10 protein-coding genes are annotated in these 17,256 nt (G+C 39.6%); all 10 read right to left on the reverse strand.

Going from position 1 to position 17,256, the window contains the following annotated elements; translation table 11 throughout:
* Positions 1 to 11: 11 nt before the first annotated feature.
* The 10 genes from DMZ48_RS13515 to argB all read right to left on the reverse strand — a co-directional run bounded on the left by DMZ48_RS13515 (position 12) and on the right by argB (position 17,246).
* Entirely contained in the window at positions 12 to 956 is a 945-nt protein-coding gene (locus tag DMZ48_RS13515) for a hypothetical protein (RefSeq protein ID WP_143955685.1), read from the reverse strand.
* 1 nt (position 957) lies between these two features.
* Positions 958 to 2,388: an MBOAT family O-acyltransferase gene (locus tag DMZ48_RS13520; protein WP_143955686.1), complete on the reverse strand. Its 1,431-nt coding sequence runs from the start codon at positions 2,386 to 2,388 to the stop codon at positions 958 to 960.
* 26 nt (positions 2,389 to 2,414) lie between these two features.
* Complete coding sequence (locus DMZ48_RS13525; RefSeq protein WP_143955687.1) at positions 2,415 to 3,668, reverse strand: GNAT family N-acetyltransferase; 1,254 nt, start codon at positions 3,666 to 3,668, stop codon at positions 2,415 to 2,417.
* A gap of 8 nt (positions 3,669 to 3,676) precedes the next feature.
* Positions 3,677 to 4,885 carry a GNAT family N-acetyltransferase gene (locus DMZ48_RS13530; protein ID WP_143955688.1) on the reverse strand — a complete coding sequence of 403 codons (1,209 nt, stop codon included), beginning with the start codon at positions 4,883 to 4,885 and terminating at the stop codon, positions 3,677 to 3,679.
* A gap of 157 nt (positions 4,886 to 5,042) precedes the next feature.
* Positions 5,043 to 11,990 carry a PKD domain-containing protein gene (locus DMZ48_RS18855; RefSeq protein ID WP_162558723.1) on the reverse strand — a complete coding sequence of 2,316 codons (6,948 nt, stop codon included), beginning with the start codon at positions 11,988 to 11,990 and terminating at the stop codon, positions 5,043 to 5,045.
* Positions 11,991 to 12,347: 357 nt separating this feature from the next.
* Positions 12,348 to 13,004 carry an HAD family hydrolase gene (locus DMZ48_RS13540; protein WP_162558724.1) on the reverse strand — a complete coding sequence of 219 codons (657 nt, stop codon included), beginning with the start codon at positions 13,002 to 13,004 and terminating at the stop codon, positions 12,348 to 12,350.
* The gene (locus DMZ48_RS13545) at positions 12,988 to 13,956 is read right to left on the reverse strand and encodes an ATP-grasp domain-containing protein (protein WP_143955691.1); all 969 of its coding nucleotides are present in this window, start codon (positions 13,954 to 13,956) and stop codon (positions 12,988 to 12,990) included. Before DMZ48_RS13545 ends, DMZ48_RS13540 begins: the two co-directional genes overlap by 17 nt.
* 134 nt (positions 13,957 to 14,090) lie before the next feature.
* Positions 14,091 to 15,383, reverse strand: a complete 1,293-nt coding sequence (argH, locus tag DMZ48_RS13550) for an argininosuccinate lyase (protein WP_143955692.1) — start codon at positions 15,381 to 15,383, stop codon at positions 14,091 to 14,093.
* A 19-nt stretch (positions 15,384 to 15,402) separates the two neighbouring features.
* Positions 15,403 to 16,473: a M20 family metallo-hydrolase gene (locus tag DMZ48_RS13555; RefSeq protein WP_143955693.1), complete on the reverse strand. Its 1,071-nt coding sequence runs from the start codon at positions 16,471 to 16,473 to the stop codon at positions 15,403 to 15,405.
* Complete coding sequence (gene argB / locus DMZ48_RS13560; RefSeq protein WP_143955694.1) at positions 16,473 to 17,246, reverse strand: acetylglutamate kinase; 774 nt, start codon at positions 17,244 to 17,246, stop codon at positions 16,473 to 16,475. The genes DMZ48_RS13555 and argB overlap by 1 nt, the downstream gene beginning before the upstream one ends.
* Positions 17,247 to 17,256: the final 10 nt, after the last annotated feature.

Raw genomic sequence — 17,256 nt, forward strand, 5'->3', positions numbered from 1 at the left:
CTTATGACTGACTAATCTGATTTTTTGGAATTAATATATTCAGAAATACACCTTGCAATGATCTTTCGTCCATTTTCATTCCAGTGCTGATCATAGATTAGGGTTACGGGCTTCTCAGATTGTGCAAATGCACCCGAATAGTCTATAACAGGATAACCTTTAGATTTTAACAGGGAGACGATCTCCGGGGCACAATGCTCACCATCGATAAGGAAGGCGGTCTTTTGTGCCGGAGGGGGAAATTTAGTGAACAGGGATTCGATATTTCTAAGGTAGGAAGCGATCTTTTCGGAATCAGAAATTTCATCGTGAACCTCCGTATGGCCCGAACTTCTGATGCTGAGTATCGCTTCTTTTATCGGATCCACCAAACCTATTGCGGAGGCATAAGACAATAATTTTATTTCATCCCGAATCTTAAAGAGAGGAGAGTTAAGCATATTGACCCGATCCTGGTTGGGTTCGTAATCATCCCGGTACAGATCATCCGGGTAATGTACATAGATGATCACATCATCGATAGCCTTGAAAATTGAATCATAAGCATGTATTAGATATAATTGGTCGGCAAGGTCATATCCTGCGTAACCGAATTCAAATACTTTATATTGCGGCAACTGATCTTCTATTTTTTTTCCGATAGAGTTTGTATAATCGATATGAAATCCTTGTATGAAAGAATCTCCGATCAACGCGATTTCTTTATCAGTATCCGTAGGAATAAATTCCCTGAATGAATTATAGCCAAATTTATTGATATGAAATCTTGCATGATTCTGAATTCGATTGCCTGTAACAGAAATTCCTTCATTTCCCGGTATACGTTTTTCCACTCCAGCTTCGTCGATAAATCTGGGAGGGTCTTCATCATAAAGATGTAAGATTCGAACTAATCCCTCCAGTATCAGAAGAATTAGTACTACATAGGCGATTGATTTTATTATGAACTTTTTCATGTCAGAATTGGAAATATATAAAGGATCGGTCTACCTGATCATCATAGAACAACATGATAGCTAAGACAGTAATAGAATATAATGAAAGTCGAACCCATTTATTTTTGAAAGGATAAGGAGCCCGTTCATTTCTTCTGATCAAAAATTCGTATCCGGTAAAGATCAACAATAATATAAAATAGTCGATCATACGGTAACCCGCGGGGTGGAGGTAAGGGGTTATGCTAAAGTCGGTAAACATGCGTTTCAAATATTCAAAAGCACTTGTAAGGTTTTCGGCCCTGAAAAAGATCCAGGTGATCGTTACCAGTAGAAAATTAAGCATCACAGAAATGATATCCGTCAACCGGTTAATACGAAGTCCCGGATTCCATTTTGCCTTATGAATAAAGAAAAATGGAAGGAAAAGTAAAGCATGTAAACCACCCCAGAAAACAAAGGTCCAATTCGCTCCATGCCACAGTCCACTTACCAAAAAAATGACAAACACATTTCGGATGGTGGTTATTTTAGATCCTTTGGATCCTCCAAGAGGATAATAGATATAATCTCTGAACCAGGTGGACAGTGAGATGTGCCATCTTCTCCAGAATTGTACGATATTCCTTGAAAAATAGGGGAATTTAAAATTCGACATTAGTTCAAAACCAAACAGTTTTGAAGTTCCAATGGCAATATCCGAATAACCACTGAAATCACCGTAGATCTGGAAACCAAAGAACACTGCCCCTATAAACAAGCTGGACGATGACATGGAATCTGAATTAGAGAAAATATCATCCACAATTGGAGCCAGGGCATCGGCAATGGCAATCTTCTTGAAGAATCCCCACAATATCAGGCGTAAACCTTCCACTGCCTGCAAGTAATTGAATTTTCGTTTGTTCAGCATCTGAGGTAACAGATGTGATGCTCGCTCGATCGGACCTGCTACTAACTGAGGAAAGAAACTTACGTAAGCAGAGAAGGCAATGAAATCTTTCGTTGGTTTTAGTTTTTTATGGTAGATATCTAATGAGTAAGACATGGTCTGAAACGTATAAAAAGATATCCCAACCGGAAGTAATATGTTCAATGTGAATTGATTCTGAGCATGGTAACCGAAATGTTCCAATAGCTCATAAAAGGAATCTGCAAAGAAATTATAATATTTAAAGAATCCCAGTAACCCGATATTAAATGAAATACTTGTCCATAACCAAAGTCGTCGATGTCTTTGTTCCGGTTTACCCAACTGAATTCCAACAAGGTAATCTACAAGGGTACTCAGAAAAATTAGCGCGAGGAACCTGTAATCCCAAGCCCCGTAAAATATATAGCTCAAAACAACCAGTAGCGTATTCTGGATTTTGAGATTTTTTCTAAATAGCAGCCAGTATAAAATAAAGGATACAGGCAAAAAAATGAGAAATTCTATGGAATTAAATAACATATCAGGCTATGTATGGGGTTGTTGTGTTATTGGATTTGGAACAAAACTTTTTTAAGGTTATTCTCTCCCTCGATTAGTAACACATGTTGTTCATTGCTGTAACTGTAAATTTTTGTTTTATAGGCATTGTCCTGGAACAGATAAAGAAATTCAAAAAGAACTTGTTTATATAAAGGGGAGATTCCATTTTCTGAGGGAATTTCAATAAGATCAGAATTATTTGGTCTGGATTCTACATTCTCAAATTGAAATGAAACCGGTTGTTCTACAGAAATTTTAGGTTTTTTATTGATAAGGAAAGTAAGTTTATGCAATTTTTCATTATAATTCTTTTCACGCATCGTCTGCTTAAGCTCGAAATAAGATTTCATAACTTTCCCGGTAATATTAGATCGCAATGAACTGCGGTCGTAATACAAATGATAATGGAAAGGGTAGGAGTCGGTCATCCATCGAGTTTTATAATCAAAATATCCTTTGGTAAGGTCCAGAATATCATATTGATTTTGAAAAGCCCATTCCAGCAATCCCATTAAGGTCACTGATCCGGGATGAAATTTACCGTAATCGATATCAAATACGGTAATGGCATCGAAGATCACTTTTTCTGAAAAATAACAAAGAGTTACGCATACCGGTATACCTTTATCTTCAACCACAAAAATGCCGGCTTTTCCTTCCTTCATCATAGGATAAACTACCTCCTGATAAAAATTCCATTCTGCAGGGTCTAAATTGTTATTGTAAATCTCTTTATCATCGAATCGCTTATCAAGAAGTGCTTTGAAGTTCGTAAATAAAGTCTTGTAAGTGGTTTCGTCAATGTCCGTACCATACATGCGATACGTTATATCAAAACTGGTTTCCAGTCTCTTCTTATATTTTTTGAGTTTATAACGACTGCTTTTACTGAATCGCTGCGCCAGAAAATCTTCATACCCTTTAAACTTTTTGAGTTCGATCATAAATCCCGGATATTGTTTGATTTTATGAAACTCGATGTTTTCAGGAAGTTCCCTTGAAGGAATATCAAAATATTCAGGAACATCATAGAGGAGGACAACCTTATTCTTTAAATTCAGGCCATTGCTGAAATTGGGGTCATAGCTGATCCCTTTAGTCAGATTTCGTCCTGCATTGATATATACGCCAGCTTTTGCCTGGTAAAATTCTAATCCCGGGAATTCATCGAGTAAAACTTCCTGTTCGTTATCAATGAAATGATCCTTCCAGATCTTCAAAAAAGTTGAAGAAAGAAATGGGTTGTTCTTTATGGTCATAATTTAGACTACTTATCTTCCGGGTTTCTGTATTTAGGAAAAAAATCCTCGTTGCTGGATTGATATTTGTTTACCAAACTGTCATATGTATCCTGATCGGTTACCAATTTCCAGATCTTGAAAATCTTATGGTCTTTTGAAAAAGAAGATTTGAATTTAAAAAGATTATCGGTGTACCGTCCACCCAGGCCTCCACCAAGATTATAATATTCGAGTCCTTCCTGTGTAGCCAGAATTCGCATCTCATCCAGAAGTAATTTTATAGGGCTCCAATGCAGGTAATCCTGATGTGTGCCACCCAGATGATATTGCACAATCCCATTTTTGATCAGAAAGATACAACCACCGATCACAGTTTCAGAATCTTTTTCTACCGCGATCAGTGACCTGATCTCAAAGTCTTTACACGTATTAAGATTTTTAAAATACTCTTTATTGAAGTAGTAATACGAATTCGCATTTACCCGATCCATATTAGAGTGATAGATGGCCATGAAATCGGCAAGATCCTGTTCAGACTGACAAAGTCTTATTTCGCATTTCTTTCGTGCACTGTTGATATAGGTTCTTAATCGGTTATGATATTGCCCGGTTTGTTCCTGATCGGAAAGCGTAATATCAATATTAACGATCTTGCCTTTTTCTACAAGCTCTCCAAAATATTTAAGGATATTATCCTGTGTAGGAATATAAGGATTCAGTCTGGAGAAAACTGCAATGATCTTGTTCTTTTTGAAGAATTCCCTGAAACAAAGCGCATAGTCTTCCAGATAGAAGTTTTCAGGTTCCACTGCAAGATTTGATAATGGACCAACATATCCGTATGCAGATGTGGCATCAAAATATGGCGTGTCAAATATCTTACTTACCAGAAGTGGAAATCCTATTTTAATATCGTCATTCTCGTATGCCACGAGTATTGGCTCCTGATCTTTTCTTTTAGTTGCTAAATGGTAATCGTAAGTGTGATAGGCATCATATCGATTCATATGGGATAGAAAGGCATTCCATGATACCCTGTCACTTATGATTCTAATATTTCCATGGCGCTTGGTTAACTTCCCGATTTCATCATTATTTAAATGCGTCATCTGAAGTGGTTGATCTTTTAGATTTTCAAAAAATGAATTTAATTCATCCAAAAGGCAATTTCTCAGGTTTTGAATATCCGGAACCACATCCGGTTGGTAATTCAGAGATTTGGCCTCCTTGCTCATGACATTGAATATTGCTTTTAGGGATTGGCTTTTTTATTTTAAATGTAAACACTACATTCAAATATTCATTGAAATTAAAAATTACAACAATGCCTGTTTATATATTCAGGTTCAAATACTGAAAAACTTGATTAAACGTATATTTGATTAAAACGAGTTACTTTACTATAATTTTTTCTGTATAGACTTTGTCGTTAATGGTTACAAAGCTTAGAATATAAACACCCTTATGTAGCCCGTCTAAGTTAATTTTATAGACGAAATCTTCCCCATTAACAATCTTAAATTGCCCGGAATCTAAAGTTTGCAGATCATAGGTGCGTATTAATTGACTATTCAGATTATGGATATGCACCGTTTTGAGATTTTCTTCCCCTGGATAGATCCTGATATTCAGATAATCTGAAGTAGGGTTTGGATATACCTGGGCAAAATAGAAATCTTCCTGGTTAAATACCATTAATTCCAGTGTACTGCTGTGTTGATCACCGTTATCCGCAAATACGGTTAGCGTAATGGTATATTGACCTACTTCTTCATAAGTATGAGAAAGTGTTGCCTCTGCGGAGGTACTGCCATCTCCAAGATCCCAATAATAGCCGGTAACAGGTCCGGTTGATTGTGCTGCACTAAGATTTATTATAAATGGTACATTACCTTCAGTATGATCGGCGGTGATCACTGAAATTACCGGTTCTGTTTGTGATTCGGTAACTTTGATCGTCACCGTATCGGTTGCGATAGCCTCTGTTTCATCTTTCACGGTTAGTGTAACTGTATATGTTCCGGCTTCAGTATAGGTATGATTAGCAGTCTCAGTAGTCGCACTGGATCCATCACCAAAATCCCAAAGGTATTCTGTGATATTTCCGGTTGACGTTTCAGCGCTAAAAGCTATGCCTAACGGAGCTGTACCTTCGGTTATATCTGTTGAGATTTCAGCCATAAGAACTGGTATCTCAACTGTTTCTACGGTGAAATTAATAGTGATCGATTCACCTTCCAGTCCGGAGGCATCACTCTCGGCATAGGGAGTTGCTATAAGGGTATAGGATCCTTCCGGGAAGCTGACACCGGAATCGTCACCAAAGACAGTATATGGATTTGTATTGTCGGTAACTTCGTTACTTAGGGCCCCGCTTAATTTCATCACTACACTTCCGGTGGTTTCCGGGTCTGTTGCTACTTCAATATTGAGCGAAAGACCTGAAAGATCTTCGGAATTGAGTACCAGACCATCGGTAAGGGTTGTTATCGCCGTATCTGTATCTGCATTGATCAGGATTATACTGACAACCTCAGGAGCGGTTGGAGCGGAAACTGAATTTAAAAGGATGACTTTTGATTCACCATTCTGATAGGTGATCGTCAGGGTAGCCGAATCATCCGTTTGTGTTCCTAAATGAGTTATAGTCAGATCATGTACTGTATCAGGACCAAGCAAACTTTGCGAAAGCATTCCTTCACTTATTTCAAACTGATCGGCATTCGTACCACTGATCTCCATACTTTCTATCCAGAGCGCTATATTTCCACCGCTTATAGTAACGGGTAGCCCTGCATTCGTTCCGACAACTATATCCAATGATTCGGCTACGTCCATGATACTGGCTACGGAAGCCTCTCCTTCAGGAGCATCCTCGGCATAGTATTCCATATTACGCTGATTTCCACCTCCTTTATTCGGTGAGCCGGAAGTTATAAAGATTCCATTGCCGGAAACAATAGCCTGTGTACCCTGACGTCTATGGTTCAATGATGAACCTGTTTCCCAGGTTAGTGTAGAAGGATCATAGATTTCTGTAATGTCATATGCAAGGTTCTGATCATCTGTCTCTCCGCCGATTACAAATAATTTGTTCTCGAATTCAACAATGGAGGCTCCTGCTCTCGGTGTTGGTAAATTCTGAGTTGCGGAAAGCGAACTCCAGGTCCCTGTAGTAAAGTCATAAACATCTACCTCGGGAACGGTAGGAGCAAACACGCCTCCGTCTCCACCAGACAATCTTCCGGCTACAGCATAAAGCTTACCGTCGATAACGGTTGCCTGGAAATGATCCCGTGCATGGGGAGCATCCTCCAGTTCGGTCCAGGTTCCGGTAGCGGGATCGAATTCATCGAACCATTGTACATATCCTCCGTCATGTCCCTTTGTATTACCTCCTATAACATAGAACTTATCGTTATAGACTACCATTCCGGTAGATCCCCGACGCCTGTTTTCAGGGATCTCAGGACCTTGTATCCATTGTTGTCCGGCAGGATCGAATATATATATGTATTCCGCAGGAGTTTCGACTGGATAGGTATTGTCTTTAAAAGCTCCGATCACCCAAATCAAACCTTTATATTCAGTTGCCTGAAAGTGGTTTAGTTCCAAGGGTACATTTTCGGAAAGCGAACTCCAGGTATTGGTTGTATAGTCATAAATATCAACCGTTGTTGCATTTTCACGTCCTCCCAACAGATAGAATTTATCTCCTGCCTGAACAAATGAACATTCATGTCTTGCGGTATAGTTGGTCGGTGTTATTTTGTTATACCATAAATCGGTTTCCGCATCGGTAATTGTCCAGGTAAAGGTAACTGATCCTGATTCCGATCCTGGTTTAGAAGCCATCACCGTTACTTCATAAATTCCATTTCCGGAAGGCCCGCCCGTAGCAGCACCGACCTCAATGGTACCATAGATTTGTCCGTTGGTCGGTTCAACTTCCAAACCTGCCGGCTGCCCGCTGATGGAATAGGTGAGATTAGCCAGTTCATTACCGCCACTGGCCGCAATAGAAAGGGCAGGAGTGTCGCCTTCCGCATTTGTTTGATCCTCTATATCATTGACGGTAATAGGTCCGTATTCATATTCTTCTGCAGTACCAAGAACTTCAATCGCTGAAACTTTAGGTTGATTAGCACCTCCTAATGTGGTTTCAGATGAAAAATATAAATTCAATTCATTGTCTGTAATATGAACCTTGAAGGATTTTGTGATGGGTGTTTCCGAACCGGTTTCCGCGAGTATATCAAAATCGTCCAGTTCCAGTTCGTCTTCTATGATGACATCGAATTTTCTACTACCCACATCACCTTCCATACCTCCGGTGGCGTTGAACCAGATTTCTGCAAAGTGTAATATCACATCATAGGTGCCATTTTCTAAAGGTACGTTATATGAAAAGACTTTAGCGCTTGAAGTACGTTCCGTTTTATAGAGATCGTGGGTGGCCACACTTGTATTGGAGAAAGAAGATCCGCCGTTATAATATTCATCGGCTGAAAAAGTATCCCCATTGTAGTCGATCTCTGGTCCTCCAGAATTGATCCTCCATGCAAATCCTTCTGTTGACGATGGATCTTTTATGTTGATGGTTATCGATTGCGTATCGGAATGAGTTCCGTCGGTAACGGTTAACGATACTGTATAAATTCCGGGAGTGGTATATATATGGTCAGGATTCATGGCTGAAGAATTACTTCCATCGCCAAAATGCCAGGAATAGCCTGTAATTGGATTGTTCCCTTCAGATTCAGATCCGTCAAATGATATGGTCGCCGGGGCATTCGAAGTGTATACGGAGGCCATGGGTATGGCAAGAATATCATCATAGGAGATGGTAGAAATTACCTCTATAGCATTGATCTGTGGGTTTTCTATAATATGTTCAAAAGACAGGTTCAGCTCGCCATCCGTGAGTGTGACGTCATAGGATTTAATCGCTCCGACCCCAAAACCAAAGGCTGCAACAGGATCAAAATTCGATTCGACCACATTGTTTTCCAATAGTATATTAAAACTTCGGTCTCCTTCATTCATGGTACCATCATAAGCGGTCCCCAAATAAAGGTTTATTTTGTAAGTGCCATTTTCCAAAGGTATTTTAAACTCCATTTCCTCACCGGTGGCCACATCATATCTTTCAGTGGCATATAAGGTAGTATAAAGGTCTTCGGTGATATAATCCGGGATACTCTCGTCGTGATTTGCATACAGGAAGGAAGTGCTGAAGTTATATCCGGTATTGACAGAATAATCAGCACCGATATAGGTGCCGTTTACAGGAGTGGCTACCCAATCAGGACCATTATCTACAGTGGCTATATCAACGGTAGATCCGGCATTTATTCTAAAGACAGGAATTTCTGCAATATTTTGCATGATTTCCGCTTTTAAGGGAATAATGAGCGGACTATTTTCCCCGGTATGTTCGATGATAACCTGCAGCTCTTTTTGCCCATAATCTTTATTTGGAGTTAAAGAAATTGGAAATGATTTACTGGCTCCCGGTAATAGACTGAACGGAAATTCCAGATCGAGATTGAACAGGTCACTATCGATCCCGTTAAAAGTTATTCCGGTAATCGTAATCGCATCATCTCCAGGTCCTCCCTGGTTAATGATCTTCGTTAGCTCACTTACTACATCGGTACCATATACTTCTTCGAAATCGATTATATCTGATTCGGTAGAAAGTTTATTCGAAATATTTTTAAAGGCATTGATATAATCCCAGGTTGCAGAAAATGTTCCTGCACTTGCCGTCGTAGAACTGATCATACCGACAGCAACTCCAAATTCATCATTGGGGTCCAACACACCTGCAGGAAGATCCATTTCATCTCCTACAGGATATAAATTAGCTCCGCTATCGATGGAATAATAGGCCTGAACTTTATTGGAAGAAGGTTTCACCTGAATATAAAGCTCAATAGCATTGGCTTCTGTAAGTCCTTCCACATCAAATAATGATTCAGTACCGATTTGATTTTCTTCTCTGTAAATACTGATACCATTTTTACCATCACCATAGGTGGTTCCGGTACTTATTTCAATGGAGAAATAATTATCCTGATCACCGGTTCCGATATAGATACCATAATATTGTCCGGTTTTAGCTTCTATATTGTTAAAAGGCACTTCGATTTCACCCTGAATGGTAAAGGGTAAGGAATTTGAATCAGCATTCATCCCGAACTGGAAGCCATAATCCTGATCATTAGTTGATCCTCGCGCTGTTCCGGTAGTTACTTCATCAACAGTGGCTTTTCCGGCAGCACCTCCGAAAGACATAAAGGAAAGATCATACAGATCGAGATATTCAGTATCGGTTACGGTGTTAAGCATTAAACCGGTGAATCCAAGTCCTAAGAATCCGGTGCCGGGATCGTTGTTCCAAAATGGATAATTGATGGGCATTTCGACATTTAAACCGTTGTTGGCATCAATAGGAAAGGGATCGGAAAAATCAGGAATACCGTCATTATCATCATCATCATCCATGAGATCTGATATAAAGTCGCCATCGTTGTCCATAGGAGCACTACCCCCGGAACAATAGTTGGTTCCTGAAAGAATTTCGTCTTCATTGGTGTAACCATCACCATCGTAGTCAGCTGTTGGATCAAATTCAGGGTCATCCTGACTTAAGCAGTTTATAAAATCGCCGGGTTCAAAAACAGTGATGTTATCATCTGCATACGTGACAGCCCAAATAGTACCCGGAAATATTTCATTATCTCCCTGTGCGGTAACATCCAGAGGAATGGAACCGAATCCGGTGAGGAATTTATTATCCTTGTTCTCTAAAGAATTCCCATCTGCAGCGGTTTGGAATCGATGGATACTTCCGTCATAGGAAGCAGCCAAAAGGTTTCCTTTTATAGCTCCATTAAAATTTGATGCTGTATAAACAGCCATTCCATTGGTGGATTTCTCATTGGATTCCAGAACATGAGTGTTCGGATGAGAAGCGTTATTTTTATAATAATCACCTTGTCTTGGATCATCTGGGAAGTCTGAAATGGAAAAGGAATCATTGAAGTATCCACTTACTCCTACCAGACGATCTATAAAATCATAACTTGCAGTTTCGACCCAATTGGTACCGTCAAATTCATATTTATAAAGTCCGGCCTTGGAAGGGAATGCTCTTATGGGGTCGGTATGACCACCGTAATAGGTTTGGAATTCGTCGGAAATATTACCGATATGATGAAGATGATCAAAATATTGATTCCCGTTGGTATAATTATACTCACTGGTCACATAATCTCCTGCGGCAGGTTCATAGGTGGCAGAACTGAAATCACCTTTGAAATTTCCGGCACTATCATAAATTCTTGGAGGGCCTCCCCAGTCTTTATTTGGACCATTATCAAAGCTGAAGATCTGACCGTTTTCGTTGATCACAACATCATATGCATTTCTGAATCCGGGAGCAAATATTTGAACTGGGCCTCCAGGTTCACTAAAAGCCATATTCAAACCATTATTACCTCCGAACGGATCTCCCAGATCAATCGTAGCATTATATAGTGGATGATTTATTCCATATGGGAATTCTGGAGAGGTATTATCGATATCTTCTCTTTCAGGATCATTTAACGTTGGAAGATCATATACAAAAGGGGTATTGCCATACCTTGGATCAAGGAAAGGACCACCGTTATTGCTGGCTATCTCATCGATCTGATCCAGGTCTACTACTAATAGGGCAGCGGAAAGGAAGAATTCTATGGAACCTGCAAAATTGTTACTTGCCGCTCCCTGATTCGTATTTCCTCCTTGTTGGATCAAAAGATAATGCCTTCCATTTTTTTCAAAGGTCGCCATACCATTGGTTGAATGATTTTCTTCACACCTCGGCAAACCTCTGACCAGATCGACCTTATCCCATGAACTTCCGTTCCAGGTTAATCGACTGAGAATACCTGAATTCATATCGAGATTGTTGTCGGTACCTGCAGTACCACCCCCAATTCGCGAATCTGAAGAAGTTACATATAAAATCGGAGTTTCAGCAGTACCCGCCGTAAGGATCCCCGTGATCTGACGGGCTTTTAGCGTATTGACTGTTCCATCGTCATTGTGATTAAAAATATTATTCTTAATCTCGGAGATCGCTGTTGAATTGATTACGGTATAAGTACCGTTTCCGGCATCAGCTTCGTCTCTTTCAATTTCATATTCATAGATCACACCGTTTTGTTGTGATACGTAGAGTTTTCCGTTAGGGCCAAAATCTATGGATGTTGGATTATTGATATTCATGTTCTGAAGTCCACTTCTTCCAAATGGATAGGACTGACAATAGGAAATGTCAGGTACCATGAATAGGATCAATATAAGACAAATGATACTTGTTCGAAAAGTAACATTTTGTGTTATTGGATCTAGCTTGAAAAAGCTGTTAATCCCCAATTTTTTCAGACGTAATTTTTTTACCATTGGCCCTGTTTTTAGTAATCATTGGATGCTGCTATTATCAATTTACCTAAGGGCGGGGGGATATTTGAATTAAAATTCTGAAAAATTATCTAAGAATGGACGTTAATCTCGATTAAGAAGAAAGATATTCGACTAATGGGAAATTTAATGTATTGAGTACGCTAAGTAGCGTTAACGAATTCTAAACGAGTAAAATGTAAGAATATGATTATAAAATAAATTGAATTTTATTTCAATAATTCAGGGAAAAATCAAATCAGAAATAGCATTGATGAAATAAGTAGGGAGATATTCAGAACTCAGTTCATCGGGATTGCAATCGTGAATATTTCGGCCATTATTTCGCAATGCAATGGTTAACCAGCCGCGCCGGTTCGGGGTGATGAAGTCCTTTTTCAAATTGTCACCGATGTAGATATAGCTCTTACCCGGGAATTTATGTTCTACTGCCAGATAATTATTTTCGTGTGGTTTTGTGGTTCCTAGTTCTTCAGAAATTATAATTATGTCGGGATAGTGGAGAAGGTCGAGGGATCTTAATTTATTGGTTTGTGTAAGAGTTCTTCCATCGGTGATTAAACCTATCGGTGCAGGAATATTCTTAATCGCTTGCAATAAATCCTTTACGCCTTTGAAAGGTGAAATTTCAGGAAAATGGGCTCTGTATAATTGCAATAAGATCATTTTGCTGATATCAAATCTTTCCGATAACCATTGAAAGGTGTCGGAACCTTGCCTGTAAGACGTGAACATTTCATCAAAAAGCTGTTCCTTGTTTTCAGGATCCAGCTTACCGGCTATCATTTTATAGGCTGAAATGAGATAATCGATCTCATTATATAAAGTGTCGTCAAGATCAAAAACTACAACCGAATTTTCATCAAGATTTATAACCATGAACCAGTATTTCATTGTCATAGCGAAGCATCAGTAACTGATCTTCCCAGACATCGAATTTGTCTTCTATAGGTTTACCCAGAAAATATTCGTCGATGATCCAGCCGGAGTAATTTCCTCCTGCCAGGTATGACAACGGATATCCACCTCCGAATCTTGCATTGATCTCGATACCATAAATGGCACCGGTTTCTTTGTGTTTAAAAAATTGAATATTGATACATCCGAATACTCCGGGAAGCGTACTCAATTTTTCACGAACCATGGAAATGATCTCATTGCGTTCCGTAAGCCCTTTGTTTACTTCTCCATCACGTACTTCAACACGCTTCCTTGGAATTACACAACGTAGGGAACTTTTGCGATCATAATAGAGGTCGCAGGTATATTCCTCAAATTTGTCATGATCGAGATATTCCAGGAAGATCAAATTGTCATTCTCAAAATGATAACTGTTCAGGTCGGTCTCTTCACGGATGATGAAATTATCAACACCACGGCTTCCGTTGATCGGTTTGATGTATAAAGGAAGCGAATAATTGTCTTTGGAATACTCTTTGGCAGCAAGAATATCGATAGACTTAAAGAATTCATGCGTAAGTCGTTTATTATGACACATACGAATGAATTCCAAATCGGAGACCAAAGGAGTGATACCCTCGGCCTCCAGTTCTTTTTTATGTTCAGCAAGTATACGTAATTCTGTATCTATCGTCGGAATCAGTAACTTAATGTCATTGTTTTTGCAAATTTCTATGAGTCGGGGGATGTAGTCAGTTTCTGATAGACTGGGTACTTTGAAATATCTGTCAGATATCTGACAAGCAGCCGCCAATTCAGGACGAGCGTCACTCGTGAAAACTTTTGCATCGGGTAATCGTGTGGTAAGTTCTCTTTTAAAAGAATTTACCAGAGACACCCTTCTTCCGGCTGAGCATATTAGAATATTCATGAGACTAAGGTATAAAACTTTTCTTGTTGAAAATTAACAGAATATGTTTTATCGATAAATGTTAAAATTATTCTTTAAACTAAATGTAATTTCCCTCACGTAACATACTCATTTATGAATGTGGGTCTTTATACCTAATTCATGCTATCCAGTGCTTTTTGCATTTTTATACGAATCTGATCGAAACCTGGATTGCCCAAACTTCCGAGATGCACATGTTTGATATCCCTTTTGGGTTCAAAAGTGCCTTCCTGAATCTCCATCCCCATTTTTTTATAAGCATCTCTGAAAGGAAGTCCCTGCATTACCAAATCATTAAGTGTATCGACACTAAAGAGGTAATCATATTTCTTATCGCTTAGGATATCTTTATTGACCCTGATATTCTGAATGGAAAAATTGAGTAATTCCAGACAGGATTTCAGTTCTTGAATTCCCGGAACCAGAATCTCTTTGGTAAGTTGCATATCGCGATGATATCCACTTGGGAGGTTCGTCTGTAACATCGTAAGCGTGTTCGGGAGACTTTGCACCTTATTGCATTTACCTCTGATCAGTTCGAAAACATCCGGATTTTTTTTATGAGGCATAATACTCGAACCGGTCGTCAATTCGTCCGGAAAGCTTATAAAGTCGAAATTCTGACTCATGTACAGGCAGATATCCATAGCCATTTTAGAAAGGGTTCCGGCCACTGAACTCATGGCAAAAGCCGTGCTCTTTTCCGTTTTTCCTCTTCCCATTTGGGCTGCAACAACATTGTATTTAAGCGTTTCGAACTCGAGTATTTGGGTCGTAAATTCACGATCGATAGGGAAGGAGCTTCCGTATCCTGCTGCACTTCCCATAGGATTTTGATCGACACATTTTATTGCGGCATTAAGAAAGTGTACATCATCGATCAGACTTTCCGCATAGGCCGAGAACCACAAACCGAATGAAGACGGCATGGCGATCTGTAAATGCGTATATCCGGGTAATAAAATATTCTTATGTTTTTCAGACAGATCCATTAGGGTAATAAACAGCGCTGATACCTGACCCACCATCGATTTCAATTCATGTTTCAGATATAACTGTATGGCAACTAAAACCTGGTCATTTCTTGACCTTGCTGTATGGATCTTTTTACCGGTATCACCCAGCTTTTCGGTAAGTATATATTCGATCTTAGAGTGAACATCTTCAAAACTGTCATCGATGATGAATTCACCTTTTAGTATACTTTGTCGGATGGCTTCCAGGGCTACTACAAGTTGATCGGCTTCCTGCTGTTCGAGCAATCCTATCTTAGCCAGCATTCTCGCATGAGCCATGGAGGCAATTGTGTCGTATTCGGCAATCACCAGGTCGAGTTCTCTGTCTGAGCCTACGGTGAAGATATCTATTTTCTCATTGGTTGAGAATCCTTTATCCCAAAGTTTCATTTGTCGTCAGTACTTTAAATTATTTATTGATGATCACTTTCTCAAGGATCCTGATATAAAGATTAATCCCTTCCTTGATTTCATCTACAAAGATATATTCATTTGCTGAATGAGATCGTGTTGAATCACCGGGGCCTAATTTCAGAGACTGACAACTGAGGGCAGCCTGATCTGAAAGGGTCGGAGATCCATAGGTGGTTCTGCCAAGACTCATACCTGCTTTTACCAGCTCATGATCTGGAGAGATCGCAGAGGAGTTTAATCTGAGCGATCTTGCTTTTAGGGTACATGGAGCTTCTTTCGTGAGTATTTCATTGATCTCTTCGTTTGAATACTTATCGTTAACCCTTACATCGACAACCAGATTGGTGTCCGCAGGTACTACGTTATGCTGACTGCCTGCATTGATTTGAGTTACCGTAAGTTTTACAGGTCCCAGAACATCAGATATTTTTTCAAAACGATAATCGCGGAACCATTCGAGAACCTTGATGGTATTATAGATCGAATTATCATCATTCGGATGTGCAGCGTGACTCGGTGTTCCGTTTACGGTGGCATCAAAGACCACTAATCCTTTTTCAGCAATCGCAAGATTCATAAGCGTCGGTTCCCCGACGATTGCCACACTGATTTCAGGAAGATGTTTCAGAACTGAGTTGAGTCCGTGCGGTCCACTGCTTTCTTCTTCTGCAGAAGCCACCACGACAAGGTTATATTTCAGATCCTCCCGATCATAATAATACGTGAACGTTGCCAGTAATGATACCAGGCATCCTCCGGCATCATTGCTTCCAAGTCCATATAATTTTCCGTCCTCGATATGTGGTTCAAAGGGATCTTTCGTGTAGGCTGTATTGGGTTTAACCGTATCGTGATGAGAATTTAAAAGCAGTAAGGGTTTCCCTGTTGTATAGTGCTTATTAAACGCCCATACATTATTATTTTCTCTTTTGAAAGGGATGTTGTGAAGTTCGAACCATTTTTCTATAAGAGCAGCAGTTTTGTCCTCTTCTGAAGAAAAGGAAGGGGTGCTGATAAGATTCTTCAACAGTTCAATCGCCTGTTCGGTAAGTTCACTAATATTCATTATAAGGTAATCGTGGTTTTTATTGATTCTTTACTTCTCAACATTTCAATGTTTCCAATATAGACTTTGTTGACACCTCTGTTCAAGGCATCAAAACAATTATGTAGTTTTGGAAGCATTCCGTCGGCAATGATTCCTGCTGCTTTCAGCTCTTCATAAGATTCTGTATCTATCGTACGAATCACAGAATCTTCATCGTTTATATTTTTTAGCACTCCTTTTTTCTCAAAGCAGTAATAAAGTTCTGTTTCATTTTGTTTGCTTAGCGCAACTGCTATTTCCGTAGCAATAGTATCGGCATTGGTATTGAAAAGTTGCCCTTTTCCGTCATGGGTGATTGCACAGCAAACCGGAGTAATTTCATGCTCCAGAAGCAATGTCAGCATCTTTTCATCAACGGCAGTTACATCGCCGACAAAACCAAAATCATGGGTTTTTACCGGTCTCTTTACCGAAGTAATCAGATTGAGGTCAGCTCCGGATACCCCTGTAGCATTACATGACCTTGCCTGTAATCCGGCTACGATCGATTTATTTACCAACCCGCCATATACCATGGTGATCACTTTGAGGGTTTCGCCGTCTGTGATCCTTCTCCCGTCTACCATATGTACCGGTATGCCCATGGTTTCGGCTAAATTGGTGGCAAGTTTACCGCCTCCGTGAATGAGTACTTTAGGTCCTTGGATCGCTGAGAAGTCATCTAAAAAATGCTGCAGGGTATCCTGATTTTCGATCAGATTACCTCCGATCTTTACGATAGTCACTTTCATTTTCTTAACC

It is taken from the genome of Robertkochia solimangrovi, assembly GCF_007279655.1.
GTDB classification, from domain to species: domain Bacteria; phylum Bacteroidota; class Bacteroidia; order Flavobacteriales; family Flavobacteriaceae; genus Robertkochia; species Robertkochia solimangrovi.